The sequence below is a fragment of the Paenibacillus sp. JT22N7 genome, from assembly GCF_059383875.1.
On record NZ_JBXENY010000001.1, the window covers coordinates 201,545 to 228,052 of the forward strand.

Genomic DNA, 26,508 nt, shown 5'->3' on the forward strand with positions numbered 1-26,508 from the left:
AGGAAGGGGAGCAAAGCGATGAAAATTTCGTATCAATGGTTGAATGAATATGTTGATTTATCTGGCTTTACGGGCGCAGAACTTGCCGAAAAAATGACGCGCGGAGGCATTGAGATCGACGAGGTGGAATCCCGCAACAAGGGAGTGACAGGCGTCGTTGTCGGCTATGTCAAATCGCGCGAGAAGCATCCGGATGCGGATAAGCTGAACGTGTGCAAAGTAGATGTAGGCACAGGCGAAGAACTGCAAATCGTCTGCGGAGCCAAAAATGTCGATGCGGGACAGCTCGTTCCAGTCGCTACCGTTGGAGCAAAGCTGCCGGGCGATTTGCATATTAAGCGCGCAAAGCTGCGCGGCGTAGAATCGCAGGGCATGATCTGCTCGGCGAAAGAGCTTGGCATTAATGACAAGCTGCTGCCGAAGGAGCAGCAGGAAGGCATTCTCGTATTGCCGCCGCATACGGTAATCGGAACGCCAATCGCTGACGTGCTTGGGCTGAACGATGAGGTGCTGGAGCTGGATTTGACGCCGAACCGTTCGGATTGCCTCAGCGTAATCGGCACGGCGTATGAAATTGGCGCATTGACTGGACGCGAGGTGCGTATTCCTGAGCCGGAAATTGCTCATGCTTCCGAGCGTACAGACAGCCATGTACAAGTGACGATCAGCGCTCCTGAGCAGTGCTTCCACTACAGTGCGCGTTACATTAAAGGCGTGAAAATTGGCGAGTCTCCGCTGTGGCTGCAAAATCGCCTTATTGCCGCAGGTATTCGTCCAATCAACAACGTCGTTGACGTAACGAACTTTGTTCTGCTGGAGTATGGCCAGCCGCTTCACGCCTTTGACGCAGATCAAGTGAAAAGCGGACGAATCGACGTGCGTTTGGCGCATGAAGGCGAAACGATGCTTACGCTAGATGACCAAGAGCGCCGCCTTGGGCCGCAAATGCTCGTCATTACAGACGGCGAGAAGCCAATCGCGCTTGCGGGCGTTATGGGTGGAGCCAATTCGGAGGTAACGGGCGATACGGTTAATATTTTGCTGGAATCGGCCAGATTTGATGGTGGAACGGTTCGCAAAACATCGCGCCAATTCGGCCTTCGCTCAGAATCCAGCATTCGCTTCGAGAAGGAAGTGGACCCGGGCCGCGTTATTCCGGCGTTGAACCGCGCAGCTGCCTTGATTACGGAGCTTGCAGGCGGACTCGCTACGGAGGGCATCGTGGAAGTGACGACAGCTCCGGCGAAGCAGCAGGTCGTTGAAGTAGCTTTGGCTAAAATCAACCGCTACCTAGGCACCTCGCTTTCCAGCCTTGAAGTGCAAACGATTCTGAATCGTCTAAGCTTCGGCTATAGCGTTAGTGAAGATGACGTATTCCAAGTGGAAGTGCCATCGCGCCGAGGCGACATTTCGTATGATGTAGATTTGATTGAGGAGGTTGCCCGCCTTTACGGATATGACAACATTCCGACTACACCGATTTTCGGAGATGTAACGCCAGGGGCGCTGACGAAGCCGCAAGCGATTCGCCGCGAGCTGCGCAAGCGTCTGACGGATGCTGGCCTGCATGAAGTCATCAGCTATTCGTTCACAGGACCTGAACGGACACAGCTGTTCCCTGCCTTGTCGGGTGAAGCGACGAAGGCTGTGAAGCTGTCGATGCCGATGAGCGAGGAGCGCAGCGTGCTGCGGACGACGCTGATCGCGCAATTGCTGGAAACAGCAGCCTATAACCGCAATCGCAAAAATGAATCGGCTGTCATTTTTGAAATCGGCAGCGTATTCCACACAGAAGAAGAGAAGCTGACGCGTCTTCCTCAGGAGAAGCATCGCTTTGCGGCATTGCTGACTGGAAACCGTGTAGAGCCGCAGTGGAACCGCAAAGCTTCTGCTGTTGATTTTTATGATGCAAAGGGAGTTCTGGAAACTGTATTTGCTGTACTCGGCATTGCCGATAAGGTGAGTTATGCCGCGGCGCAGCCGGAGCATTTTCACCCGGGAAGAACGGCAGCTGTTCAACTGGAAACTGAGCATGGCACAGAAGTGATCGGCTACGTTGGTCAGCTTCACCCAACGCTGCAGCTCGAGAGCGACCTGGCAGATACGTATGTGCTGGAAATCGAGCTTGCACCGCTTTATCAGCTGGCTGGCGACGAAATCGTCTACAAGGCGCTGCCGCGTTATCCTGCGATGCAGCGTGATATTGCTGTCGTGCTGGATATGGAAGTGCCTGCAGGCGAACTGACTGCCCTCGCATGGCAAACGGCTGGCGAGCTGCTTGAGTCCGTACGCGTGTTCGACGTGTTCACAGGCGAGAAGCTGGGAGCAGGCAAAAAGAGCGTAGCGCTCTCTCTTGTATACCGTCATGCAGAACGCACGCTGACCGATGAAGAAGTGACCGAGCTGCATGGCAAGGTCGTTGCTGGATTAGAACAATCTTTTAAAGCAGAATTAAGAAAATAGGCAGGAAACCTTCCACGCCGTATCGAAATAGTTCCTTGTGGACTATCGATACGGCTTTTTGCTTTGTTTTTTAAGCTGGAGCAGGCTTTTGGGCGTTTTTTCCAGAGTGGAAGACCGTGTCGTTTTGTCATCAAAACTTGTTCTTTTTGTTAGTCGAAACATGGATAGAGATCTGCTTGGGAGTCAGTGCTGCATTTTGGGTTGAACTATAAAGATGGGTCAAGCTTTATGTCTGAGACAGAAGCAGTCGTTTACAGTTATTTTTGAAATATAGAGAAGGTATATGATGTGTCCATCCTTTCTCTATATTTCTCGGAATGAAACGCGCCGCGCCGCCAAAGGATAGCGACAGCCGTTTCACCTTGAAATATAGGAAAGGATATGATGTGTCCATCCCTTCTCTATATTTCTCGGAATGAAACGCGCCGCGCCGCCAAAGGATAGCGACAGCCGTTTCACCTTAAAATATAGGAAAGGATATGATGTGTCCATCCCTTCTCTATATTTCTCGGAATGAAACGCGCCGCGCCGCCAAAGGATAGCGACAGCCGTTTCACCTTGATATAATGCAACTATAATATAAGACTCTATGTGATATGTTCTTCTATATATAAGGATTGGGGAAACAATCCTGCTGATTGATAAGGGAGCGAGAAACACCTATAGGAGGATAATGTTTTATGGATACTGAGCAAACTGTAGTAACCGTTGATATATATGGGCATCAATATCGTTTGAAGGGCCATTCCAACTCAGAATATATGCGGCGTATTGCCGGAATGATAGATGATAGCATGAACAAAATTGCCAAAGGTTATCCACAGCTGGACCTGCCAAGAATTGCAGTGCTCGCAGCTGTGCAGATGACCGAGGAAGTGTTCCGCCTGCGCCGCGATAATGAGTCGCTGCATGACGCTGAGGCGAAGCGGCTAGTGCTTGCCGAGCAGCTTGGAGAGCTCCAAGGGATGATGGCAAGCTTGCGCGAGGAGTATCAGGCTTTGCAGGTAAAGGCGGAAATCGATCTGCAGGAGCTGCAGGAGGTTTTTGAATCCGAGCTGGAGCAGGCGAAGAAGAAAGCTGCCGAGGAACTGATGCATGCGCTCGCAGTAGCGGAAAATCAGCTGAAGGATATGCTGGCAGAAGCGGATGAGCGGCTTGCAGCGCAGCAGCAGGAAGCATCGGAAGCGCTTGCGCGTCAGCGCGAGGAAGCATCGGAGACGCTTGCTGCCCAGAAGCTTACGCTAGAAGGCGCGCTTGCGCGTGAGCAGGCCAGTGCAGCGGAAAAGCTTGCGGAAGCCGAGGCAGCTGCCGAGGAGCAAGTGGCGCGCGAGCGCGTTGAGGCGGCTGCGAAGCTGGCGGAAGCAGCCGAAAAGCTGATCGAAGCGGAAATCGTTGCGGAAGAGCTGTTGGAGCGTGAGCGTGCAGAAGCAAAAGCGAAGCTTGACGTATTAGAGGCGAAGCTGGCGGAGACGAAGAGTGCGGCGGATGAGGCGCTTGAGCGAGAGCGTGCGGAAGCGGAAGCGAAGCTTGGCGTATTAGAAGCAAAGCTGGCGGATGTGAAAAGTGCGGCGGATGAGGCGCTTGCGCGGGAACGAGCGGAAGCAGAAGCGAAGCTGGCAGAGGCGAAGAGTGCGGCGGATGAGGCGCTTAAACTGGAGCGTGCGGAAGCAGAAGCAAAGCTGGCGGAGGCGAAGAGTGCAGCGGATGAGGCGCTTGCGCGGGAGCGTGCGGAAGCAGAAGCAAAGCTGGCGGAGGCGAAGAGTGCAGCGGATGAGGCACTTGAGCGTGAGCGTGCGGAAGCAGCCGAAAAGCTGATCGAGGCGGAAATTATCGCCGAGGAGCAGTTGGAGCGCGAGCGTGCCGAAGCGGCAGAGCGGCTCGCGGAAGTGGTTGAAAAGCTGACCGAAGCGGAAGCGTCTGCACAGGAGCAGCTTGTTCGTGAGCGTGAAGCAGCGGCAGCGAGCCTCGCGGAAGCGCAGAGTGGAGCAGATGCGAAGCTTGCGCGCGAGAGAGCTGAAGCGGCGGCGAAGCTGACCGAAGCGGAAGCGAAAATTTCCGAGACTGCAGCGAAAATAGCGGAAGTAGAGGAAAAGCTGATCGAGGCGGAATTGATCGCCGAGGAGCAGCTTGCGCAGGAGCGCGAGGCAGCCGCCGTGAAGCAGGCGGAATTGCGGAGCGGAGCGGCAGCAGCGCTTGCAGAGGCGCGCGCGGAAGCGGCAGCAGGCTTAGCGGCGGCCGAAGCGGCTGCGAAGGCGGAGCTGGAACGCGAGCAGGCAGAGGCGGAAGCCAAGCTGCTGGAAGCAAAAGCGGAGCTGGAGCAGGAACGCGCGGCAGCGACGGAGCTGTTGACGGAGGCGGAAGCGTCTGCGCAGGGGCAGTTGGAGCGTGAACGTGCCGAAGCAGCCGCTAAACTGGCAGAAGCCGAAGCAAAAGCAACCGAAGCAAGAAGCATCGCGGCAAGAGAGGTTGCGCGGGAGCGCGAAGCCGCTGCTGCGAAGCTCGCAGAGGCGCAGAGCGCAGCGGAAGAGATGCTGAAGCGCGAGCGTGAGGAAGCGGCAGCCAAGCTGGCAGCAGCAGAAGCGGCAGTACATGCTGCCGAGGAGCGTGTGGTGAGCGAACGGTTAGAAGCCGAAGCGAAGCTGCTGGAAGCGAAAGCAGCAGCGGAAGAGGCGCTGGAGCAAGAGCGCGCAGCAGCGACTGAGCTGTTGACAGAGGCAGAAGCATCTGCACAAGAGCAGCTGGAGCGCGAACGTGCGGAAGCGGCGGCTAAGCTTGCTGAAGTCGAGAAAGCTTTACAGGAGCGAATGGAGCGTGAGCAGGCTGATGCAGCATTGAAGCTTGTAGAAGCGAAAAGCGCCGCAGAAGAGGGACTTGCACGCGAGCAAGCGGAAGCAGCTGCGAAGCTCGCCGAAGCCGAGGCGGCCGCGCAAGCTCTCGTCGAACGTGAACGTGCGGAAGCGGCAGCGAAGCTAGCGGAGCTGAAAGCTTCAGCTCAAGTAGAACTGCAACGCGAGCAGGCAACTGCGGCAGAGCTGCTTGAAGAAGCGGAAGCGGCATTGTCAGCGGAGCGTGCAGCTAAAGCCCAAGCGATTGAGCTTGCTGCACATCAGCTAGCTGAGCGTGTGAAGCAGCTTGAGCAGGGCTGGCAGGCGAAGCTTGAACAGCGTGAAGAGGAATGGAAGCTGGAGCTGTCTAATACGGCTGAACAGCAGCAGCAGCAGCTTGACGAGCATGAGCAGCGCTTGCTTGCAGAAGCATCGGCTAATGTCGAGAAGCTGGTTTCCGCACATATGAAAGAGTTAACGGAGCAGGAGCAAGCCTTGAAGGCTGACCTCGCTTTGCGATATAAAAATTGGGAAGAAGAGCGGGCTAAGCTGCAAACAGCTGTTGCCGAGCTTCAAGAAGCAGCTGTCAAGGAAAAAGCTGCGCTTGAACAGCGTATTTCCGTGGCAGATGACCACTTATTGCAAGCTATGGAGCAGGAAGAAGCGTTGCGCTCCTCCCTTGCAGTACTAGAGCAGGAGCGCCAGGAGCGTGACGCCGAGCTTGGCGAAATTCGCCAGCAGCTGGACGAGCTGCATGTCATTAATGAGCAGCATGCCGAAACGCGTGCGCAGCTAGGCAATAGATTGAAGGAAGCCGAAGCGCAAATCGCTGAGCAGGCTAAGTATTTGGCGAATGAAGCGGCTAAAGCGGATGAGGCTGAACTGCGTGTTATGGAGCTGCAGGAAGAGCTTAGCAAGCTTCAGCAGCTGCAGCAAGATCATCAAGCTCACTATGAGCAGGCTAGAAACGAGCAGGAGCAGCAGTATCAGGAGCGGCTTACAGCATTTGAACAACAGCTTGCGGCCCAAGTCCAGCTTCATGAAGAATGGAAAAAGAATGCGGAAGAAAAACAGCTGGAGCAAGAAATTCAGTTCGAAGAAGAGCGTGAAGCGCTGGAGCTGCAGCTTCGTGAGCAGAAGCAAGCACTGGAGGCCAAGCAGCGTGAGGGCGAAGCAGCTCGAGGAGAGCTTACGCTTAAGCTTCGTGAGCTGGAGCAAGCACTCGAAGCGAAGCAGCGGGAAAGCGAAGCTGTTCATGCGGAGCTGGCACAGGAGCATCAGCGGCAGCTTGCTATGCTGGAGCAGCAGCGGGATGATGCAGCGAACCAGCTCAAGCAGGATTTTGCCGATCAGCTGGAGCTGTTGAAGCTTGAACAAATGGAGCAGTCGGAGCAGCTGGAACGTGATTGCTCGGAGCTAAGATCGCAGCTTCATGAGAAGCAGGCTGAATATGCTAGGTTAATTGAGCAGCAGAAGCAGCAGTTCGACGAGCAATACCGTGAACGCGAGCTGAAAGTGGAACAGCAGCATAAGGATGAGCAGGCTTCATGGCAAAGCAAGCTGCAGGAGCTTCAGGAGAAAGTAGAGCGGGCAGAGTTCCACGAGCTGGAGCTGGATGAAAAGCTGGGACAGCTGGCTCGGCACGAGCAGGAGCTTACGGAGCAGCTTGAATTGATTGCGGCACGTGAGCGTATCGCGGCTCAGCAGCTCGACATTTTACTACACAAACAGCAGGAACTGGATGAGCAAATGGAGCAAGAACGCAAGCGTTCTGAGCAATTGACAGATGAATTAAACCGGATGATTGCGGAAGAGTCCGAGCGACAAGCTGGCGAGGAGCATCTGAAGGGGCAGCTGGAGGCCGCTTTGGCGCAAGCCGCTGCGGCAGCCCAGCTGAGTGAGCAAGTTGATCAACGCAGGCAGCAGCTTGAGCTGGAGTGGTCTGAAGCCGTCCAATCGACAGAGCAGCTGCGGGCAGAGCACGAGAAGCTTACGATCGAGCATGGCAAGCTGGCGCACGAATACTCCTTGCTGCAAAACGAATACAATGAATGGATTGAACTAATCGAGCAAAGCTAGCTTTACTCAAAAAATCCGTTTATCTCGCCCGGTCCCCCGGAACTGCGATGATAAACGGATTTTTTCGCATATTGCTGCGCTGAGGAGGCGCAAAAAAATCCCTTGAATAAAGCAGCGAGCCAATTGCCCGTGTTTCATTCAAGGGATTTTGATATATATCGGCTCGCCCGATTAGCCATAGCTGACCGTACTGCCTGTTGGACCGCCGCGGGGCAGGCTTGCGAGACGCAGCAAATCTGGTGTGACGACTGCCGGGTCCTTGCCCGTGGCATGCATTTCGGTGCGAAGCGTGCCAGGGTTGTACAAATTAATGAGAATGCCATATTCATGTTCTTCATCAGCAAGTGTCCGGGTTAGCGATTCAAGCCCGGCTTTGGCCGCGCTGTAAGCGCCATAACCTCCGGCACCGTTCCAGGAAAGGCCCGATGTTATATTAATAATGCGACCATAGCGTTCTGCACGCATATATGGAATGACAGCTCTTGATAAATAAAAGGGTCCTGTCAAATTAGTAGCAACCTGCGTATGCCAGTTTTCAGAAGTCAACTCAATAACATGTCCAGACTCCAGCACGGCAGCATTATTGAGCAAAATGTCAATTTTGCCCCACTTGCCGACAGCTAGTATAACCGCTTGCTTAATTTGCTGTTCATCGGTGACATCTGTAGGTATAACAAGCGCTTCCCGTCCGGTAGCCTCTTTAATCGCCTCAAAGGTTTCTTGGAGCTTGTTCAATCGCCGGCCCAGCAACACGACCTCTGCGCCTTCTTTTGCAAACGATAGAGAAGCGGCCCTTCCGAGCCCACTGCCTGCGCCGCTTACAATTGCCACACGCCCATTTAAAAGGCTCATCGTATCTCTCCCTTCGGCTTTTGCGAGAAAAACTTCGTAAGCGCTAACTTTTAGCTATAATGACCATCTTATCAAAGGGAAGCGGGAAGGGAAAGTGCGGCAGTTATCAATTTTTCTTACAGGGTAGCAAAAGAAAAATGATATTTCAGTCCATTATCGTAAAAGCCGTGAATACATCGCGATGAATTAGAAGTGCATCGAATATGATAAAGTAAAGTTAGTCCCTCAGTTAGTCCCTAAATTATAGAGCGCAAGGAGCCTTACTATGTTTCTTAAAAAACAAACGATTAGCAAAAACGGAAAAACTTACGAGTACTTTCGGATCGTTTCAACCTACCGCGACGAATTCGGACGGAGGAAGCATCGAACGGAGAAATATCTGGGAGTGCTGAGCAGCGAGGAAGTATTGAGAGTCAAGGCTGAGCTGCGGAATCGAACAGCCCTTTCCGTACAAGGGCAGCTGAGCGTCGGGAGCGTTAGCGTCGCTTCCTCGGCAACGTTTGTTTTTCAAGAAATCGTTGCCTTTACTTATGCGCCTCAATCACCTATGGAATGGAATGTTGCCAGCACGGACATGCTGCTGCTCGTTCGCGAGGGGCGCGGTGAGATACATATGGGCGGCAAAAAAATTTTTCTCAAGGCTGGAACGGCTTTCTATTGGCCAGCGGGTAGTGGCATGCATGTCAACAATCCTTATGAGGAGACGCTGCTGCTGGACCGGATAACCTTTATCGCGATTGCCCCAATTGATGATGCAGGCAGCTTAGAGAGCGAAAGTGTATACGGCCGCGCAGCTGTTGCGCATTGGATTGGCGGGGAGATGCCGCTCCTTGCCCCAGAGCGTGCTTTACAGCTAGGAGCAGAACTGCATGAAGCGACCTCCCTGAAAAGCTTGCATAACCCGCTTAGAAGCCAGCTTATATTTTATCAATTGCTGAGCTTAGTGTTTAATGAACAATCGGTTCTGAAAGATGAAGAAGATGGGAGTCGTTGGATAGATAACGCCATTCAATATATTCGTAATCATTATGAGGAGAAGCTAACGCGAGATCGGCTTGCGGCAATGATTGGCATTAGCCCTGAATATTTTTCGCGTGTGTTCAAGCAGGAAACAGGCCAAAGCTTTTTGGATTATTTGTGCCGGATGAGAATTCGAAAATCCCAACAGCTGCTGCAGCTTTCTCCTCTGAGGAGTATAGGCGAGATTGCAAAGTTGGTCGGTTTTCAAAGCGAATATTATTTTAGCCGCAAGTTTAAACAAATGACTGGGCTGGCGCCTTCATCCTACCGATCCAAGCCTAAAATATATGCAGCATTGTCGTCCTACGTGACCTCATGCATGTTGACGCTAGGTGTCATTCCTGCAATCGGCCTAATTGAACCATGGATGAAGGAAGCCCATGCCAAGGGTATGGATTTGACTGCTCTTGAGGTGGTGGGACACATGGGCAAAGAAACATTGCGCAAGCTGGCTCAGGCTGGGCCCGACCTCATTTTGGCCGGGGAGCAGACCGCATATTCAGAACGGCTAAGGGAAATTAGCTCTGTGTGCGAAATACCTGATTTGGACGACAATTGGCGCGGGCCGTTCTTCCTGCTGGCAGAGGCGGTCGGGAAGCGGAGCGAGGGAGAAGCTTGGGTAGCCCGATTCGAGCAGAAAATAGTTGAAGGGAGAAGAAAAATGACTTCTTTCATCGGACGCGACGAGACTGTAGCGATAATGAAGATCGTGTCAGACAAGCTCTACATTTATGGCCGTTCCACGAGCATGGGAGGCATTCTTCTATACGGGGAGCTAGGATTGAAGCCTCCTGCAAGCGTTAGCCGCGAGCTGATAGACAGGAATATTCCAAACAAAGCACTCACTTCAGAGGAGCTGCTGGCATTTTCCGCAGATCATATCATTTTATTCGACTACGGCTCGCAAGGGCTTCCGAATAAGCGGGCCTGGATGAATAATGGGGCGTGGGGTAAACTTGAAGCCGTCCGGAACGGCCGCATCTATACGCCGAATCGCGAGATGTTTTATGGTTATGACACGCTGTCTCTGGAATATCAGCTCGAGGAGATTGTAAGGTTATTTTCCGCACATTCGGACTAATTTTTCGTCATGTTTGTATATGGACGTTAGCTGCCGAGAATTGTTATCATTTGATCGAATGATAATCAATTTCAATTAGGAGGCTGTTTCAATGTTGGTTTTGGCAAAAAAAATTTTCCCATCTATCGGTACGCTCATCTGCGTCATGTTCATACTTAGCGCGTGTGGCGGTAATTCCATTTCGAATACCCCAAGTACATCTAATACGACGGCCTCATCAACTGCCGCCTCAGAATTGCCAAGAGACAACAGCACACAAACGGATGAAGCTGCGACAAAAACCGTCAAGACTATCAAGGGAGATGTTGAGGTCCCTCTTCATCCGAAGCGAGTTATTGCCGGTTACTATCATGGTACACTGCTTGCTCTTGGCATTCAGCCTATTGGAGGCAGCAAAGAGTGGTGGATGGGCAGTCCCTTCCTGAAGGAGCAGGAAGCCGCAATAATGGACATCGGCTCCCCAGCTTCACCAGAGAAAGTGCTTGAAATGGAGCCTGATCTCATCGTTATTAATGATACACTCGCCGATCATTACGATAAATTTTCTCAGATTGCGCCAACGCTATTTATCGAGTACGGCTCTACAAAAAATGTTCGTGAAGAAGTGAAGCAAATGGGAGAGCTGCTGAACAAAAGCAAAGAAGCGGATGCATGGCTGGAAAAATATGAGCACAACGCCGAAAAAGCAAGAAATCAGCTGAAGGACGTTGTTAAGCCAGGATCGACAGCTGTTCTGCTTGAGGTAGATGGAAAGACGCTAGCGGTTTTGGGCGATAATTATGGCCGCGGTGGAGAAGTGATTTACAATGCTCTGAAGTTCAAGGCGCCAGATTGGGTGCAGGAGAACGTCATGGACAATGGAGCACAGTACGTGGAAATATCGGAAGAAAAGCTGGCTGAGCTCGCGAATACAGATTATATTTTCTTATCGACCTACACAGAAACAACGGAGGAGCAGTTCAAGGAATTGACAGATGGACAAATTTGGAAAAGTCTTCCTGCCGTGAAAAATGGAAATCTGATTCCTGTTGATTATAAGACGTATTTTTATTTCGATCCGATTTCTATTATTGGCCAGATCGATGCTTTAAAACAGACGCTTCTCGATCATAAAACCGACAATAATTAAGTATAAATTACTAGTTTCTTACTTGACGCTGCTAGACCGAATGGTTAGAAACGTTATCGTTTAAAAAAACAGCCGCATTTTATTATAATTCATCATAAACAACAAAAACCGCCAGCACTCTCATTATGATGAGCGCATGGCGGCTGGATGCAACAAGCACCAATCCAAGCAAATTTATTCAACAATAAGCTTTGCTTGCATTTTAGTATGGCCTGTACCACAAGGCACGTTGCATACGATGGTATATTCGCCAGCTTTCAGCGAGATGGTTTTGGATTTATTATTTGGAATCGTAATATCGGTTTTGGTAACTTGGATGCCATGGACGCCATCCGTTGATTCAAGCTTAAGGTTAACGGCCTCGCCCTGCTTGATCTTATATTCGGTTTGCTCAAATTCCCAGCTCTTTGCTTTGACAATGACTTCCGCTGCACTGGCATCTGTATCTATAACGCCGCCCGCTTCGCTTGCTCCTCCGCTTGTCCCGCATGCGGCAATGATTGCAACGAAGCACATCACGGCAGCAAGATAAATCCACTTTTTCATCTTGTTCGGCTCCCTTTCTGCTTACACGCTTTATGACACGGAATTATTTTCCGCATCGCTTTTATTGTAACCCAATTTCCCCAAACTGACAGCATCAGAAGGTGACAAATTGTTGAATGGCTTGATGAAAAAGCCCTTGGCCATCGCTTTAGAGAGCGACGGGCAAGGGCTGACAAGCATACGGCTTCCGCTAACGACGCATCACGATTAAGGCTTTAATGGTCGCTGCTGCGGCGGTCGTGATCGGAGCGTCCGGCTTCATATGGCGTGCTGACGGGAATGAACAAGTCGATAATCCCGATCACGAGCGCAGCCAGAATGGCACCGAGCCAAGTAACCGAAACGCCGCTGACGATAAATTGGGCAATCCAGATGACGACGACGCTGGCGATGAAGCCGACGATGCCCCGTCCAAATGGCGTAACCTTTTTGCCGAAAATCGCTTCGATAATCCAGCCCAGCACGGCAATGACGATAGCCAGCATTAAAGCGCTCCAAAAACCGCCCACGCTGAACTGCGGCACAATCAAGCCCACAAGCATTAACACAAGAGCTGCTACGATGAACCGAACAACATGGCCTAAAAAGCTCATGTATTCAACCTCCTCAATTGATTTGAAATCCTTCACTACGGCCTGTGAAAAATCAACGGATTTTGCATGTCGACCAGGCTGGATATTGTGATTCCTTCGTATTGTAGCCAGTTTTCGCCGGAACATGTATGGAAGGTAACGTCATGTCGTGCATCAAAGCGCCGATTCGGCTATAATATAAGGGCGAGAGGAGTGTTACGCTTGGATAGTAAAATATTAACAACACTTGAATTTCACAAAATTATACATAAATTGACACAGCACGCAGCGACTTCGCTTGGCAAGGCCGAAGCGGAGAAGCTTGCTCCAAGCTCCGATTTGGAAACGGTTAAGCTGATGCTTCAAGCGACGGACGAGGCTTATAAGGCCGACCGTCTTAAGGGCAATCCGCCATTTGGCGGCATTACCAACATCAGCAGCTCGCTTCACAGATCGCGTATCGGTGGAACGTTGAACCCGGTGGAGCTTATGGAAATTGCGTCGACGTCCAGAGGGGCTAGGCGGGTTAAGCGTCATTTGGAAAATCTGCATGATGATGATCCAATTCCTTTGCTGCATGAAACGTCTGACCAGCTCAGCGAGCACAAGGAGCTTGAGGATTCGATTTTTGATTGCATTGATGATCAAGGAGAGGTTATGGACAGCGCGAGCGTCCAGCTCGCTTCTATACGCAGGGAGCTTCGTGGAGGCGAATCGCGCATCCGCGAGAAGCTGGAGCAAATGATCCGTTCTTCCTCGGTGCAGAAAATGCTCCAGGACGCTATTATTACGCTGCGCAGCGACCGTTATGTCATTCCGGTGAAGCAGGAGTACCGCTCGCATTTTGGCGGCATAGTGCATGACCAGTCTGGCTCGGGGGCTACGCTGTTTATTGAGCCGGAAGCAACGGTTGTCATGAACAACAAGCTGCGTGAGCTGAGAGCGGCAGAGCTGCGTGAAATTGAGAAAATTTTGCAAATGCTGACCGCGAAAGCGGCCGAACATGTTGAGGATTTATTGTATAACCAGGAGCTGCTTGGCAAGCTGGATTTTGCTTTTGCCAAGGCGCGTCTTGGGCATGAGATGAAGGCGACGCTGCCACGCATGAATGATCGAGGCTTTCTGAAAATCAAAAGAGGGCGCCACCCGCTCATTGCGGCGGACAAAATCGTTCCGATTGATGTCGAGCTTGGAAATACGTACACAGCCATTATCGTAACGGGACCGAATACAGGCGGTAAAACCGTCTCGCTCAAAACAGTAGGCTTGCTCAGCCTGATGAGCATGTCCGGCTTGTTTGTTCCGGTAGAGGACGGCAGCCAGCTTTGCGTATTTGACGCTATTTATGCCGATATCGGTGACGAGCAAAGCATTGAGCAGAGCCTTAGTACGTTTTCCAGCCATTTAGTCAATATTATTCGCATTTTGAAATCTATGACGGCAAAAAGCCTCGTCCTGCTCGATGAGCTTGGCGCAGGCACCGACCCGGCTGAAGGCTCGGCTCTAGCCATTGCGATGCTGGAGCATATTCATAGCATGGGCAGCCGTATTATTGCAACGACCCACTACAGCGAGCTCAAAGCTTACGCATACAACCGCAAAGGTGTCATCAACGCTAGCATGGAATTTGATATTGCTACGCTAAGCCCAACGTACCGTTTGCTTGTAGGTGTTCCAGGCCGAAGCAACGCTTTTGCGATTGCAGAGCGGCTTGGCCTAAGCAAAACGATCATCGATCATGCGCGCGGTGAAGTGAGCGAAGAGGATCAGCGTGTTGAAAATATGATCGCGTCGCTCGAAGCTGACCGTTTGAATGCGGAAAGCGATCGCCAGACGGCGCAGTCGCTAAGACAGGATATGGAGAAGCAGCGTGGACGGCATGAGGCGGAGCTGCGCAAGTTCGAGGAGCAGCGCGACAAAATGCTTGAGAAGGCCCAGGAGGAAGCGCGCGAGGCAGTGGCAAAAGCACGCCTAGAGGCCGAGAAAATTATTTCGGAGCTGCGCAAGCTGGCGTTGGAGGAAGGCGCTTCTGTCAAGGAGCATAAGCTCATTGAAGCCCGCCGAAAGCTGGATGAAGCGGTGCCTGAGCTGCACAAGAAGCAAAATCGTCCTTCTAATGCCGGGCAACAGAAGGCAGTTCGCAAAATAGAAGCCGGAGACGAGGTTATGGTCTACAGCTTGAATCAGAAAGGGCTTATCATCGAGGTGCATGGGGCGGATGCGACCGTTCAGCTCGGCATTATGAAGATGAAGGTAGCCATTGCCGATATGGAGCTGATCAAGCCAGCTGCTCCGCTTAAGCAGCAGCCGAAGCAGGCAGCCAGCGTGAAACGCTCCAGAGATGAAAATGTGAAGATGGAGCTTGACCTCAGAGGCTCGAACTTAGAGGAGGCACTCATGGAGGTCGATCAATTTCTCGATGAATCCTTCCTCTCCGGCATCGGTCAGGTTTATATTATTCACGGACACGGAACAGGCGTGCTGCGATCAGGCATACAGCAATATTTGCGCAAGCACAGCCATGTGAAAAAATACCGCTTGGGCAACTATGGTGAAGGCGGAGCCGGCGTTACGGTTGCTGAGCTGAACTAAATTAGCTGGCTGCGGCCTGCAAGGCGCAGCCGCTGCATCATTTTCGCAAATCGGTTAAAGGAGGGTAACGCATGAGCAATGAGGTCGATGTGCTGCTTGGCAATTCCTATTTGGCAATGCTGCTTTATATATCCATTGTGGTTCTCTCGCTTCTCGTTTTTTTATGGGTGTTCGAACTCGTTACCCGTTACAACTGCTGGAAAGAAATTAAAAACGGCAACGTTGCTGTCGCAATGGCGACGGGCGGTAAAATTTTCGGGATATGCAATATTTTTAGATTTTCAATTGAAGCGAATGACTCCATTTACCAAAGCATGATTTGGGGCGCATTTGGTTTCCTTATTTTGCTAGGCGCTTATTTCCTATTTGAGTTTTTAACGCCGGTATTTCGTATCGATGATGAAATCGAGCGGGACAACCGGGCTGTTGGCTTGATTGCTATGATTATTTCCGTTTCACTTTCGTATGTCATTGGCGGTGCCATTGTGAGCTAGAATGCAGGAGGATCGACATGAAATATTTATGGGGAACATTGCTGGCGCTCGCCGTTGTGTTTTTTAGCATCGGGGTTTATTACGTAATCAACAATTAAATGGGGGGCAATCAAGGATGGAAGAGCAAGTGGTATGTCCATGGTGTTTGACGGAAATTGTATGGGATGAAGAAATCGGTCCCGAAAAGCATTGTCCGCATTGTGAAAATGAGTTGGATGGCTATCGTACGCTGCAATTCGGCGTCGATAATGACCGCGATGAGGATGATGAAGAAGAGCCGGAGTGGGAGCAAGAAGACGGCAGCGGTCAGCAAGCGGGCAGCGATTGGGATGAGGCAGATGACGGCTTCCGCAGAACGCATCGCGACTGGATTGGGGCGCAAGGCAAAGTGCAGCAAATCATTAATGAGCAGGAGGAGGCGCCAGAATGTCCTTCCTGCCGTGAATATATGCTGGAAGCAGGCAAAATGGCTATAGCGGCAGGCTCCTTCGAGCCAACGCTGCATCCGGCACTGGGACAGCCTCTGCTGCAGCCGCCATTTGAACTCAAGCTATATGTGTGCCCATCATGCTTCCATACCGCTACTCAGCTAAGCGGCAATGACCGAGAAGGAATGCTGAAAGCACTCGCTTCCGAAGATTAATATCAAGCAGCCGGACAACGCGGTTTTGACCTGATTCGTCGAGGTCACTGCGCTTGCTCCGGCTTTTTTTTCGAAATATAAGCAGGTATAAGTTTCCCCCTTATAAACGGCTTATATTTCACCCGCGAAACGGTAGCTTTGCCGCCAGAGGACAGCGACAGCCGTTTACGCTTGTACCTCCAGCCTATAAATGCCAGCAAAATGAGCGGCATGTACCTGACGCATGTAGGGAACCTTATATAGCACCTAAACAAAAGCAGGGGCAGCATGCCGGGCGAGTAAGCAAGCTAGCTAGCCTATTCAGCCGGCAGCCGGGGAAGGGGTACGAAAATGAAACAGAACAAAGGTGAATTCAGTACTGGGGCAAAAACACGCATGAAAACGTCGATGCAATTGGGACCATTCGGCCGCCCAGCCATGCTGGGAAGAGCGCCTACAGGCGGCGTATTGGATCGCCAGGCTATATTGCTTCTGGCTGTTCAAGCGTTATTCGGCATCGCGCTTGCGCTCTCAGGAACATTCGTGCCCATCTACTTATGGAAAGCCAGTTCCTCCTATATGCTGGTCGGCTGGTTTACGATGAGCCAGTATTTAACATGCGGCATTACCTTTTGGCTGGCGGGAAAATGGGTTAAAGAATATAATAAAATGAACAGTCTCCGCACAGGCATCGTGCTGTCGGGGGCTTTTTATTTCACGGTGCTCATGCTGGGCAAGCTGGCGGCGAGCTATATTATTCCGCTGGGCCTATTGAATGGGTTAGCGCTGGGCTTATTTTGGGTCGCATTTGATGTCATTTATTTTGAAATTACCGAGCCGGACAATCGCGACCGCTTCAACGGCTGGTCTGGGCTGCTTGGCTCTGGTGCGGGGATTTTGGCGCCGTGGGTATCGGGCTTGCTCATTACCTCGATGAGCGGCGAGCGCGGCTATCAGATTATTTTTACGGCATCGCTTGTCATACTGGCCATTTCGGTTGTGCTGAGCTTCTGGTTGAAGAAACGCAAGCAGGACGGCAGGCGATACAGCTGGACGCATGGCTTTCAGCAGCTTGCCATTCCCGGCAATCCATGGCGTAGAATGCTACCAGCTGTCGTAGCTCAAGGCGTACGGGAAGGTGTGTTTCTTTTTTTAGTCGGCTTGACCGTCTATATCGCCACGCAAAATGAGGCCAAGCTGGGCAGCTTTACGCTCATAACCTCTTTCGTTGCCCTAATCAGCTTCTGGCTGGTCGGCAAGCGGCTGTCCCCGCGCAATCGCAAGCGGGCGATGCTAGTTGGGACTGTCATGAATGGCCTTGTCATATTGCCACTATTTTACGAGGTGAATTTTACGAATTTATTGTTATTCGGTATTGGGACGTCCATATTTATGCCGCTCTACATTATACCGATGACTTCAAGAGTATTTGATTTAATTGGGGAATCGCAGTCCGGCGGTGGAGAACGCGAGGAATATATCGTCTTGCGCGAAGCGGGTCTGACGCTTGGACGGGTGCTTGGGCTTAGCGGCTATTTGGTCGTGCTGACGCAAAATCATTCTCCGCTTGCGGTCGTCTGGCTGCTGTTCGTAGTCGGCTCGGTACCTGTTATTGGCTGGTGGATGATGCGTCCATTGTTGGAACAAGAGACATCATGATTCATGGGAAACAGGGGGTTTAACAGTTATGCCAAAAATCGTATCAAGCATTATTGATTTAGTAGGTGAAACGCCTGTTGTGAAGCTGAACCGTTTGGCGGAGGAAGGCTGCGGAGATGTTTTCGTAAAGCTGGAATATTTTAATCCGAGCGGCAGCGTTAAGGATCGGGCGGCAGCTTCCCTTATTCAAGCTGGAGAGCTTAGCGGCCATATTAAGCCGGGCTCCACGATTATAGAGCCAACTAGCGGAAACACGGGCATTGGACTGGCCATGGGGGCGGCGGCTAAAGGCTATAAGCTCATTTTGATTATGCCGGACAATATGTCCCAGGAGCGCATTAAGCTGCTTCGTGCCTATGGCGCGGAAGTGGTATTGACGCCTGCAGCCGAGCGAATGCCTGGTGCGATTGCCAAGGCGGAGGAGCTGGCGCAGAGTATTCCAGGCAGCTTTATTCCGAATCAGTTTGAAAATAAAGCAAACCCCGATGCCCATCGGGGTACGACAGCAATAGAGATATTGCAGCAGATGGAAGGGCGGCTCGATGCTTTTGTTGCCTGCTCAGGAACAGGCGGCACCATTACAGGAACCGGTGAGACGCTGAAAGCCGCGCTTCCGAATTTACATATTGCCGTCGTTGAGCCTATGGGTTCGCCCGTATTGTCCGGGGGAGTGCCTGGGCCGCATAAGCTGGTGGGCACAAGTCCCGGCTTTGTGCCGGCTATACTGAATGTTTCCGTCTATGATGAAATCATTCAGGCGACGGATGACGATGCAATCGCTATGATGAAGGCGCTGGCCCGTCAGGAAGGCTTGCTGCTCGGCCCTTCTTCAGGAGCTGCCGTTTGGGCGGCTTTTCAGGTGGCTCGCCGCCTTGGAGCCGGCAGCAGAGTGCTCTGTATTGCTCCCGATACAGGCGAGCGTTACTTAAGCATGGAGCTATTTTAAAAGCGGCTTTAATGAATTTTAACTTTAAGGGCGGCAACATCAACATCAGCTGTCTTCTTCGTGAGCTTCCAGCTTTTTAAAGCCTTTCTAATAAGAGCGCGTCTCTCCTTCACATAATTCAATATGAAGTTGGGCTCGCTCAAATACGTATCAAAGCTGCTTTTTCGCGTGTAATCCTCTTGAATGGCTGGCGTCAGCTTGCTGTACATCGCGCGCACCGTCCGCTCCACCTGTTCCTCCGTAAATGCTGTTTGCAGCAGCCGGAGCAGGATGGAGCGGTATTTGCGTTTATAGGCCGGAATGGCCAGCAGTTTGTCCGTCAGCGTATTATAGCCTTCCACCCGCACCAGATCACTTCCACATGGCTTGCCGTAGCAATTTCTTCCCCATGTTCCTTCATAATCCCAAGGCATCATCCGGTATTTTCCCGTTTTCCCATGTACATAAAGCGCGTAGTTCTGATCGAAGCCATCATAGTTTCCCGTAAGCACAGCTCCCGCGAGCCAGAGCAAATATTGATCGACATCTAGGCGCCTTGACGTCCAAGTGCTCCATTGCAGGCGGGATGTGTGCTTGCGGTTAATGCCGCTGACGAAGCGGATTAGGCGCAGCTCGGAGGCCGCAAGTCCGGATACGAGTTCATAGCCGTCAAAAAGAGACTCCTTCCGTCGCTCCGTAATGGGATCAATCAGGCTGAAGTTTGCGCTGTCATTGACCGCATATATAATGGCGCGGCAGCCAATGCCTCTTCTGCGAAAAAATCTGGGATCAACGGATTCAATCTCTAAATAGACGCCTTGAGGGGCGCCATTAATGACGAGCCAAATGTGCCGGGTACGCGGCGATGGCACGCCAATCTGATTGAAAAACTGGAAGGACAGCGCATTGCGAATCATCGAAGGATCATCAAACTCGGCGTTCCAATGCAGCGTCAAGCCGGTTGTCGTTCTGACTTCATAGGATTTTTTAAAATAGTTCCTCGTATGACCGCCGCGATAGCCAAAAGTGGCTTCTCTAGATATTCCATTCATCTCTAGCTGAACGGGCTGGAACGTATGGCTCCAGGAATCCTCCTGCAGTTCCTGCAAATGATCAGGTTCAATCGTAATTTCACGAATCGGCAGCGTTTGGGTTGACATAGGGCTTCCACCTCCTGCGGGCAGATCAGCCTATCGTCCTCAGATAGGCTTTTGCTGATTTACCTTATTCTGCCGCGGGGTGTTTTGCTACTGCTGGAGCAGCGACTCTATGAAACTTTTCTAGTTATATGCTTATGCCTTAAATAAATAGTTATTAATCTAGTACCTCTTATATGAGGGATACATATAAATGTATTATAAATCGTCTCCCATGACAGATGAACGGCATCAAGCACTGGAGGGATGCTCGCTACTCAGGCCAAGGTGGAAACAGCAAGCAGGGACAGGGTCAATAACTTTTAAGATTGTATGTAAATCTAGCACAGCTCATTAAACATTTGGAGGGATTTTACTATGAATTATTGCAGCAACTTTGTAGGTGGAGAACAGGATCGCAACTCGGGCAACATGAACCAACACCATAAAAGCAATCAACACAAATGCAACAAACACAAAAGCAACAAACACAAAAGCTCCAAAGAAAATGGTACTAAATCATTTCTTGACGGCCTCGTTGGACAATATGTGAAAATCAACCGTGGTGGTCCAGAATCCCTCCAAGGTACGCTCGTTGCCGTGAAAAATGACTATCTAGTGCTTTGGACAAAGGAAGGCATTGTTTATGTGAGCACGAGCCATGTGAAGAGCATTACGGATTTCCCTAGCGACAAAAGCAAAGGCCGCACTCCCCAATATATTCATGCTTCCAGCTTCATCGGCGTAATCCGTGCGCTCAACCAAAAATTTGTGCAAATCAACTGGGGCGGCCCGGAGAAAATCGAAGGCTTTATCGCCGAAGTTGGCAGCACATCCTTGCTGCTGGTCGTAAACCGTGAAGTTGTTCAAATTCAATTGTTCCACATTAAAACAATTAAGCTGCTTGGACAAAACACATCCCGTGGCGACCGTTCGGGAGGAAATAATAACCGCACAGGCGGATCGAACAACGGAGGAAATAAAAACCGCACAGGTGGATCGAACAGCGGAGGAAACAAGAACCGCACAGGTGGAACGAACAACGGAGGAAATAAAAACCGTACAGGTGGATCGAACAGCGGAGGAAACAAAAACCGCAAAAACAACAATAAAAGCGGAAACAAAAACGGAAACCGCTCAGGCAAAAGAAATTAGCGTTTAGTGGGAACATCACCATGCATTAGGCGCTAGTGGAATGCCGGGTCAGGCACTTGATGCCGAAGCCCGGTATTCATTTGAAAAAGTCGGCAGAAAGGAGAGAGACACTATGAAAAATCGCCATCCGCTGCTTGACCAGCAAGTAGAGCTGGACATATCGGGAAAGGTCGCGGCTATTCGCGGCAAGCTGATTGAATTCGGGCAAGATATTTTAGTGCTGCATACGGGTTTGCAATTTATTTATGTTCCGCTCATTCATTTGCAGCAGCTGCGTCTGTCCAATCACAAGTATGACCCATTCGAGGTGCCGGAGCTGCCCTTTGAAGCCTACAATGAAACGGTATCCTACCGCAAAATTTTGATGAATGCCAAAGGGATGTTTTCCGAGCTGTACATTACCGGGAATCAATCGATCCATGGCTACGTTACGACAGTTATGAATGATTATTTCGTGTTTTATTCCCCGATTTACCACACGGTTATGGTGTCTTTGCACCATCTGAAATATTTAATTCCCTACAACCCCGATGTCACGCCATACAAGCTGACTCCCGAGCAGTTTCCATTAAGGCCATCCCCCGTCACTTTGTCGCGAACGTTCGATCAGCAGCTGCGCAAGCTGATGGGTGAATTCGTCGTGCTCGATTTGGGAGAAAACTCAAATAAAACGGGCGTTCTTAAAGCGATTGATCAAAGCATGCTTGAGCTGTCCACCGCGAGCGGCGCTTCGGTATTTTTACATTTTGACCATGTGAAAACCGTTCATTTGCCTTAAAGGTTCGTTCTGTCTTCCGTAAGCTATATGATGAAGGTGAAAGTGCCTATTGACCTTGCGAAGAGGGGATAGGCCCTTTTGCGTGATTAAACGACGTTGTGGACAAGCACGAAGATAAGCCTAGTGGACGGCGTTGTAAATTAAGGTGGTCTACCCATACATAATTAGTGGGAGACTGATCCATAATACGTAAGGGTTGACATTCGGTCAGCCGAGCGGAGCTATGAACTTCGCTCGCGAACATGTATTCAATCATAGAAAAGTTAAGGAGGAGGAAATTCGATGTTACAGCCAATGACCGCGAAAGAACTCGAGTATATAGCCGATTCGATGTCCAACGAGGATTTGCTGATTAAGCAATGCTCAGCCGTATCTGTAGGTGCAAGCACCCAGCAGCTTCGTCAGGCATGCTCGCAAATGCTCAATACGCATCAGCAGCATTATCAGACATTGATGCACATGCTTCAGCAGCATCAAAGCATGGCGCCGACCCAGCCTCAGCAATAAGCATATTTGGCAAGCAGACATAAGGAGGAAAAAGAGATGCAACAGCAATATGCGCAATCGTTTTTGCCAGAAGAGGATCTGGCCTACACGGTACTTAGCGACTTGAAACGGGTAACCCGCGAATACGCGACGGCGGCCACAGAGGCTGCCTGTCCATCCATCCGCCAAATGTTTACGAACCTGCTGAACAGCACGCTGAAAATGCAGGGCGAGCTATATCAAGTGATGCAGTCGCAAAATATGTACAACACCGCATCGCCTGTGCTCAGACAGGAGATCGACAAGCAGTTGAAGGAGTACCAGCAAACCCAGCAAAAAACATCGCAGTTTTTGCAGCAGCGTATGGGCAGCCAGTCGCATGCGATGCAAGCAGGATACGGCCATATGGTGCAACAGCAGCAACAGCACAACCAGCAAAATTCCCATCAGCCCTACTACATGTAAAGACCCTTCGGGGTCTTTTGTTTTTTTCTTTGCAGGAAGCCCGGATTCGTTGTAATATGAAGGGTAATAACTTCAGGTTTGCTGGAAGGAGTATATGATGAACGAATTGCAACTCAAAGTATTGGAGCTGCTCAAGGAAGACGCCAGACGTGACGCGGAATTAATCGCCACTTTGCTAGGTGCTCCCGCTGAGGAAGTAAAGCAGGCAATAGCCGAGCTTGAACATAATCATATTATTGTCAAATACGCGACTATTGTGAACTGGAGCAAGGTAGATGACGAGAAGGTAACGGCGCTGATTGAGGTGCAAATTACACCTGAGCGGGGACGTGGCTTCGAAGGCATAGCCGAGCGCATTTACTTATATCCGGAAGTGAAATCCGTATATTTGATGTCCGGAGCCTATGATCTGCTCGTTGAGATCGAAGGGAAAAACTTGAAGGAGGTTGCCTCCTTCGTATCGAATAAGCTGTCCCCAATCGATGCTGTATTGTCGACAAAGACGAACTTTATTTTGAAAAAATATAAACAGGATGGAATTATCTTCGAGGAGCATGAGGGTGACGATCGTTTGATGATTTCGCCGTAAGAGGTGAATGTGATGATTAAAGAAGAGGAAGAGCTGGTACGGACGAAGGTGAAGCGTCAAGCGATGACGGACTATTTGACCCCTTCTGTCCAAAATATTAAACCATCGGGTATTCGTCGTTTTTTTGATTTGGTCAATACCCGCAAAGATGTCATTACGCTTGGTGTTGGCGAGCCGGATTTTATTACGCCATGGCATGTTCGTGAAGCGGCTGTTTATTCGCTGGAAAGAGGCAAGACGCAGTATACGTCAAATGCGGGCCTGCCTGCTCTGCGCGAAGCGATCGGCCAATATTTGAATGATCAGTTCCAGACACCGTACGATCCAGCAAATGAAATTCTCGTCACCGTTGGCGGCAGTGAAGCGATTGATTTGGCGCTCCGGGCGTTAATTGTGCCAGGCGATGAAATTTTAATCCCGGAACCTTGCTATATTTCCTATTCTCCTATAACTGCGCTTGGCGGCGGTGTTCCTGTAGGTATTGAGACTTTTGCTGAAGACAAGTTCAAGCTTAAGGCTGAATCGCTGCAGGCTGCTATTACTCCGCGTTCCAAGGTGTTAATTTTATGTTATCCGAGCAATCCGACGGGCGGCATTATGACTTATGAGGATTGGCTTCCGATTGCCAAAGTGGTCGAGGATAACGATCTCATTGTCATCTCGGATGAGATTTATGCCGAGCTTACTTACGGAACGAAGCATTGCAGCTTCTCGGCGATGCCGGGTATGCGGGACCGCACCATTCTCGTCAGCGGCTTCTCGAAGGCGTTCGCGATGACGGGCTGGCGGCTTGGCTACGCTTGCGGACATCCTGATCTCATCGCCGCAATGCTGAAAATTCACCAATATACGGTCATGTGTGCTCCAGCCATGGCGCAATATGCTGGTGTAGAAGCGTTGACGCGAGGATTGGAAGAGAAAGACCGGATGGTTGATGCTTATAACCAGCGTCGCCGCCTTGTTGTGAAGGGCTTCCGCGATATCGGGCTGGAATGCCATGAGCCGGAGGGCGCGTTTTATGCGTTCCCCTCGGTTAAGGCGATGGGGCTTTCATCCGAGAAATTTGCCGAACGCCTGCTTGAGGAAGGCGGCGTAGCCGCTGTTCCGGGCGATGTGTTTGGCCTCGGCGGCGAAGGGTATTTGCGCTGCTCCTATGCAACCTCGGTTTCAAATTTGGCCGAAGCGCTGGATCGCATTGGCGGCTTTGTGCACAAGCTGAAGCAGGGCTAAGCGTGAAATTCGAAGAGCTGTGTTCTGCAGCATTTTTACACGGCTATTTTTGAGCAATGGCGGTATTCCAGTTTGAGCTGGAATGCCGCTTTTTTGTGCTGGACACGGGCAGATTCTCAGGGAATGCTTCGGCAGGAATGGCCGTTTATGGTATAGTGTATAGTAGCTTTTTAAAAGCAGACGGAAGTGTAATGAGAGGGGCAATGCTGAGCCATGAGATTATATACGCGTACGGGAGATAGTGGAGAAACGGCATTAATTGGAGGGCGTGTCCGCAAGGATGATATTCGAGTGGAAGCCTATGGCACGATTGATGAGCTGAACTGCTTCGTTGGGCAGGCGGCTGCGGAGGCTGCACAGCATGAGCAGCTTGCGGAGATGGCAGCGCTGCTGGTCGATATTCAGCAGGAGCTGTTCGACTGCGGATCTGACCTTGCTTATGCAAGGCCGGGAGCGCCGCTTAAAGTGACGCCGGAACCGGCAGAACGGCTGGAGCAGATTATTGATGTATACATTACGGAGGCGCCGGAAATTACTCGGTTTATTTTGCCAGGGGGAAGTCCGCTTTCTTCGCTGCTGCACGTATGCCGCACCGTATGCCGCCGGGCTGAGCGCCGCGTCGTGACGCTGGCTGCTGATCATCCGGCTAACCCCGAGGTGACGAAATATTTGAACCGCCTCTCGGATTTCTTTTTTGCAGCTGCACGGGTGGCGAACGCCAAGCTCGGCGTGCCGGATACAGAATATGTTAGAAGCAAGGAAGTATTCCGGAAACGGAAAAAATAATGGATGCGGGCGATTTGATGAATACCGATGGAATAATGGATATAGATGCTAATTATTATAAGCCGCTGATAGTCGTCGTGCGGGCGGAGGATGCGGGGATGTCCGTGCGCGCCCTGGTGGAGCGAAGGCTTGGCGTATCGCGCAGCCTTCTGTCGCGGGTTAAGCTGACTGAGCATGGAATTACGGTCAATGAGCAGCGTGTTTACACGACCGCGACGGTTGTTGAAGGGGATATCATCCGCATTCGGATGGAGAAAGAGACGTCGGAAGATATTTTGCCGGAGCCGATCCCGCTCCAAATTGTGTTTGAGGATGAGCATTTGCTCATTCTCAATAAGCCGCCGGGTATTGTCGTACATCCAACACATGGGCATTACACGGGAACGCTTGCCAATGGCGTGGTGAACCATTGGCGGGAACGGGGCGAGAAGGTGCGTTTCCGTCCGGTAAATCGCTTGGATGAGGATACCTCTGGACTTGTTGTCGTTGCGAAGAGTCCGTATATCCACCAGCAATTATCCGACCAGCTCCAAGCAGATGCCATTACGAAGCGTTATGCGGCTTTCGTATATGGTGTTCCGCCCGAGCGGGCAGGTACGATTAATGAGCCGATTGACCGTGATCCAGATTCGCCGCATGTCCGTATTGTGACGCCGGATGGCTATCTCTCGGTCACTCATTATGAGATTGCGGCGGAGTACGGAGATGGCGCTGCTTCGCTCGTACGGCTGCGGCTGGAGACGGGACGCACGCATCAAATTCGCGTGCATATGAAATATATCGGCTGCCCGTTGATCGGCGATGCGATGTATGGGCTGCCGCCAGAAGCAGGCGAGCTTTGCGCAGCGTGGGAGCAGGCAGCCGGCAGGCAAGCTCTGCATGCGGAGATGCTGGGCCTGACGCACCCGATGACGGGGCAATGGATGGAGTGGCGCGCTGAACTGCCAGAGCAGCTCAAGCTGTTGAAGCAATTGCTGGAGCAAAAGCAAGAAAGCGAGCCAGAAGCAACTTAATAAATAAATAA

General features: G+C 51.1%; 21 protein-coding genes. 17 read left to right on the plus strand and 4 right to left on the minus strand.

Annotation, left to right across the window (positions count from 1 at the left end; translation table 11 throughout):
- Positions 1-18: 18 nt before the first annotated feature.
- Entirely contained in the window at positions 19-2,463 is a 2,445-nt protein-coding gene (pheT, locus tag AC50Y5_RS00900; RefSeq protein WP_494857830.1) for a phenylalanine--tRNA ligase subunit beta, read from the plus strand.
- Between the two features lie 680 nt (positions 2,464-3,143).
- The gene (locus AC50Y5_RS00905; RefSeq protein ID WP_494857834.1) at positions 3,144-7,367 is read left to right on the plus strand and encodes a hypothetical protein; all 4,224 of its coding nucleotides are present in this window, start codon (positions 3,144-3,146) and stop codon (positions 7,365-7,367) included.
- 171 nt (positions 7,368-7,538) lie between these two features.
- Here AC50Y5_RS00905 and AC50Y5_RS00910 read toward each other — a convergent pair whose 3' ends face one another.
- Positions 7,539-8,219, minus strand: coding sequence for an SDR family NAD(P)-dependent oxidoreductase (locus tag AC50Y5_RS00910; protein ID WP_056034370.1), 681 nt, complete (start codon positions 8,217-8,219; stop codon positions 7,539-7,541).
- Positions 8,220-8,484: 265 nt separating this feature from the next.
- Here AC50Y5_RS00910 and AC50Y5_RS00915 point away from each other — a divergent pair, with 265 nt between their 5' ends.
- Entirely contained in the window at positions 8,485-10,320 is a 1,836-nt protein-coding gene (locus AC50Y5_RS00915) for a helix-turn-helix domain-containing protein (RefSeq protein ID WP_494857838.1), read from the plus strand.
- Between the two features lie 91 nt (positions 10,321-10,411).
- The gene (locus AC50Y5_RS00920; RefSeq protein WP_494857840.1) at positions 10,412-11,449 is read left to right on the plus strand and encodes an ABC transporter substrate-binding protein; all 1,038 of its coding nucleotides are present in this window, start codon (positions 10,412-10,414) and stop codon (positions 11,447-11,449) included.
- Between the two features lie 174 nt (positions 11,450-11,623).
- On the opposite strand, the gene AC50Y5_RS00925 is transcribed toward AC50Y5_RS00920, so the two are convergent.
- Both AC50Y5_RS00925 and AC50Y5_RS00930 read right to left on the minus strand, forming a co-directional pair.
- Entirely contained in the window at positions 11,624-11,995 is a 372-nt protein-coding gene (locus AC50Y5_RS00925) for a cupredoxin domain-containing protein (protein WP_056034378.1), read from the minus strand.
- A gap of 215 nt (positions 11,996-12,210) precedes the next feature.
- Positions 12,211-12,588: a phage holin family protein gene (locus AC50Y5_RS00930; protein ID WP_056034380.1), complete on the minus strand. Its 378-nt coding sequence runs from the start codon at positions 12,586-12,588 to the stop codon at positions 12,211-12,213.
- Positions 12,589-12,789: 201 nt separating this feature from the next.
- Between AC50Y5_RS00930 and AC50Y5_RS00935 the strand changes: the two genes are divergently transcribed.
- The 5 genes from AC50Y5_RS00935 to cysK all read left to right on the plus strand — a co-directional run bounded on the left by AC50Y5_RS00935 (position 12,790) and on the right by cysK (position 18,880).
- The gene (locus tag AC50Y5_RS00935) at positions 12,790-15,159 is read left to right on the plus strand and encodes an endonuclease MutS2 (protein ID WP_494857842.1); all 2,370 of its coding nucleotides are present in this window, start codon (positions 12,790-12,792) and stop codon (positions 15,157-15,159) included.
- Positions 15,160-15,230: 71 nt separating this feature from the next.
- Entirely contained in the window at positions 15,231-15,653 is a 423-nt protein-coding gene (locus AC50Y5_RS00940; protein WP_056034386.1) for a DUF350 domain-containing protein, read from the plus strand.
- Positions 15,654-15,768: 115 nt separating this feature from the next.
- Entirely contained in the window at positions 15,769-16,296 is a 528-nt protein-coding gene (locus tag AC50Y5_RS00945; RefSeq protein WP_056034390.1) for a hypothetical protein, read from the plus strand.
- Positions 16,297-16,626: 330 nt separating this feature from the next.
- Positions 16,627-17,934, plus strand: coding sequence for an MFS transporter (locus AC50Y5_RS00950; RefSeq protein ID WP_494857844.1), 1,308 nt, complete (start codon positions 16,627-16,629; stop codon positions 17,932-17,934).
- A 28-nt stretch (positions 17,935-17,962) separates the two neighbouring features.
- The gene (gene cysK / locus AC50Y5_RS00955) at positions 17,963-18,880 is read left to right on the plus strand and encodes a cysteine synthase A (protein ID WP_494857846.1); all 918 of its coding nucleotides are present in this window, start codon (positions 17,963-17,965) and stop codon (positions 18,878-18,880) included.
- A gap of 8 nt (positions 18,881-18,888) precedes the next feature.
- Here the strand turns inward: cysK and AC50Y5_RS00960 are convergent, their stop codons facing one another.
- On the minus strand, positions 18,889-20,019 hold the full coding sequence (locus AC50Y5_RS00960; protein WP_056034396.1) for a CotH kinase family protein: 1,131 nt from the start codon (positions 20,017-20,019) through the stop codon (positions 18,889-18,891).
- Positions 20,020-20,373: 354 nt separating this feature from the next.
- Between AC50Y5_RS00960 and AC50Y5_RS00965 the strand changes: the two genes are divergently transcribed.
- The 8 genes from AC50Y5_RS00965 to AC50Y5_RS01000 all read left to right on the plus strand — a co-directional run bounded on the left by AC50Y5_RS00965 (position 20,374) and on the right by AC50Y5_RS01000 (position 26,497).
- Complete coding sequence (locus AC50Y5_RS00965; protein WP_494857848.1) at positions 20,374-21,150, plus strand: DUF6897 domain-containing protein; 777 nt, start codon at positions 20,374-20,376, stop codon at positions 21,148-21,150.
- A 112-nt stretch (positions 21,151-21,262) separates the two neighbouring features.
- Positions 21,263-21,928 (plus strand): hypothetical protein, encoded by a 666-nt coding sequence (locus tag AC50Y5_RS00970; protein ID WP_056034405.1) that lies wholly within the window; start codon positions 21,263-21,265, stop codon positions 21,926-21,928.
- A 282-nt stretch (positions 21,929-22,210) separates the two neighbouring features.
- Complete coding sequence (locus tag AC50Y5_RS00975; protein WP_056034407.1) at positions 22,211-22,435, plus strand: hypothetical protein; 225 nt, start codon at positions 22,211-22,213, stop codon at positions 22,433-22,435.
- A gap of 36 nt (positions 22,436-22,471) precedes the next feature.
- Positions 22,472-22,879: a spore coat protein gene (locus tag AC50Y5_RS00980; protein WP_056034411.1), complete on the plus strand. Its 408-nt coding sequence runs from the start codon at positions 22,472-22,474 to the stop codon at positions 22,877-22,879.
- A gap of 97 nt (positions 22,880-22,976) precedes the next feature.
- Positions 22,977-23,468 (plus strand): Lrp/AsnC family transcriptional regulator, encoded by a 492-nt coding sequence (locus AC50Y5_RS00985; protein ID WP_056034414.1) that lies wholly within the window; start codon positions 22,977-22,979, stop codon positions 23,466-23,468.
- A gap of 12 nt (positions 23,469-23,480) precedes the next feature.
- Positions 23,481-24,698 (plus strand): aminotransferase class I/II-fold pyridoxal phosphate-dependent enzyme, encoded by a 1,218-nt coding sequence (locus AC50Y5_RS00990; protein ID WP_056034417.1) that lies wholly within the window; start codon positions 23,481-23,483, stop codon positions 24,696-24,698.
- Positions 24,699-24,911: 213 nt separating this feature from the next.
- A complete protein-coding gene (locus AC50Y5_RS00995) occupies positions 24,912-25,484 on the plus strand; it encodes a cob(I)yrinic acid a,c-diamide adenosyltransferase (protein ID WP_056034420.1) in 573 nt (190 codons plus the stop codon).
- A gap of 17 nt (positions 25,485-25,501) precedes the next feature.
- Positions 25,502-26,497: an RluA family pseudouridine synthase gene (locus AC50Y5_RS01000; RefSeq protein WP_494858755.1), complete on the plus strand. Its 996-nt coding sequence runs from the start codon at positions 25,502-25,504 to the stop codon at positions 26,495-26,497.
- The last annotated feature ends 11 nt before the right edge of the window (positions 26,498-26,508 follow it).

Excerpts from the sequence above, each read along its gene's own strand:
- pheT (WP_494857830.1), top strand. The coding sequence starts at position 19 with ATGAAAATTTCGTATCAATGGTTGAATGAATATGTTGATTTATCTGGC.
- AC50Y5_RS00905 (WP_494857834.1), top strand. The coding sequence starts at position 3,144 with ATGGATACTGAGCAAACTGTAGTAACCGTTGATATATATGGGCATCAA.
- AC50Y5_RS00910 (WP_056034370.1), bottom strand. The coding sequence starts at position 8,219 with ATGAGCCTTTTAAATGGGCGTGTGGCAATTGTAAGCGGCGCAGGCAGT.
- AC50Y5_RS00915 (WP_494857838.1), top strand. The coding sequence starts at position 8,485 with ATGTTTCTTAAAAAACAAACGATTAGCAAAAACGGAAAAACTTACGAG.
- AC50Y5_RS00920 (WP_494857840.1), top strand. The coding sequence starts at position 10,412 with ATGTTGGTTTTGGCAAAAAAAATTTTCCCATCTATCGGTACGCTCATC.
- AC50Y5_RS00925 (WP_056034378.1), bottom strand. The coding sequence starts at position 11,995 with ATGAAAAAGTGGATTTATCTTGCTGCCGTGATGTGCTTCGTTGCAATC.
- AC50Y5_RS00930 (WP_056034380.1), bottom strand. The coding sequence starts at position 12,588 with ATGAGCTTTTTAGGCCATGTTGTTCGGTTCATCGTAGCAGCTCTTGTG.
- AC50Y5_RS00940 (WP_056034386.1), top strand. The coding sequence starts at position 15,231 with ATGAGCAATGAGGTCGATGTGCTGCTTGGCAATTCCTATTTGGCAATG.
- AC50Y5_RS00945 (WP_056034390.1), top strand. The coding sequence starts at position 15,769 with ATGGAAGAGCAAGTGGTATGTCCATGGTGTTTGACGGAAATTGTATGG.
- AC50Y5_RS00950 (WP_494857844.1), top strand. The coding sequence starts at position 16,627 with ATGAAACAGAACAAAGGTGAATTCAGTACTGGGGCAAAAACACGCATG.
- cysK (WP_494857846.1), top strand. The coding sequence starts at position 17,963 with ATGCCAAAAATCGTATCAAGCATTATTGATTTAGTAGGTGAAACGCCT.
- AC50Y5_RS00960 (WP_056034396.1), bottom strand. The coding sequence starts at position 20,019 with ATGTCAACCCAAACGCTGCCGATTCGTGAAATTACGATTGAACCTGAT.
- AC50Y5_RS00965 (WP_494857848.1), top strand. The coding sequence starts at position 20,374 with ATGAATTATTGCAGCAACTTTGTAGGTGGAGAACAGGATCGCAACTCG.
- AC50Y5_RS00970 (WP_056034405.1), top strand. The coding sequence starts at position 21,263 with ATGAAAAATCGCCATCCGCTGCTTGACCAGCAAGTAGAGCTGGACATA.
- AC50Y5_RS00975 (WP_056034407.1), top strand. The coding sequence starts at position 22,211 with ATGTTACAGCCAATGACCGCGAAAGAACTCGAGTATATAGCCGATTCG.
- AC50Y5_RS00980 (WP_056034411.1), top strand. The coding sequence starts at position 22,472 with ATGCAACAGCAATATGCGCAATCGTTTTTGCCAGAAGAGGATCTGGCC.
- AC50Y5_RS00985 (WP_056034414.1), top strand. The coding sequence starts at position 22,977 with ATGAACGAATTGCAACTCAAAGTATTGGAGCTGCTCAAGGAAGACGCC.
- AC50Y5_RS00990 (WP_056034417.1), top strand. The coding sequence starts at position 23,481 with ATGATTAAAGAAGAGGAAGAGCTGGTACGGACGAAGGTGAAGCGTCAA.
- AC50Y5_RS00995 (WP_056034420.1), top strand. The coding sequence starts at position 24,912 with ATGAGATTATATACGCGTACGGGAGATAGTGGAGAAACGGCATTAATT.
- AC50Y5_RS01000 (WP_494858755.1), top strand. The coding sequence starts at position 25,502 with ATGAATACCGATGGAATAATGGATATAGATGCTAATTATTATAAGCCG.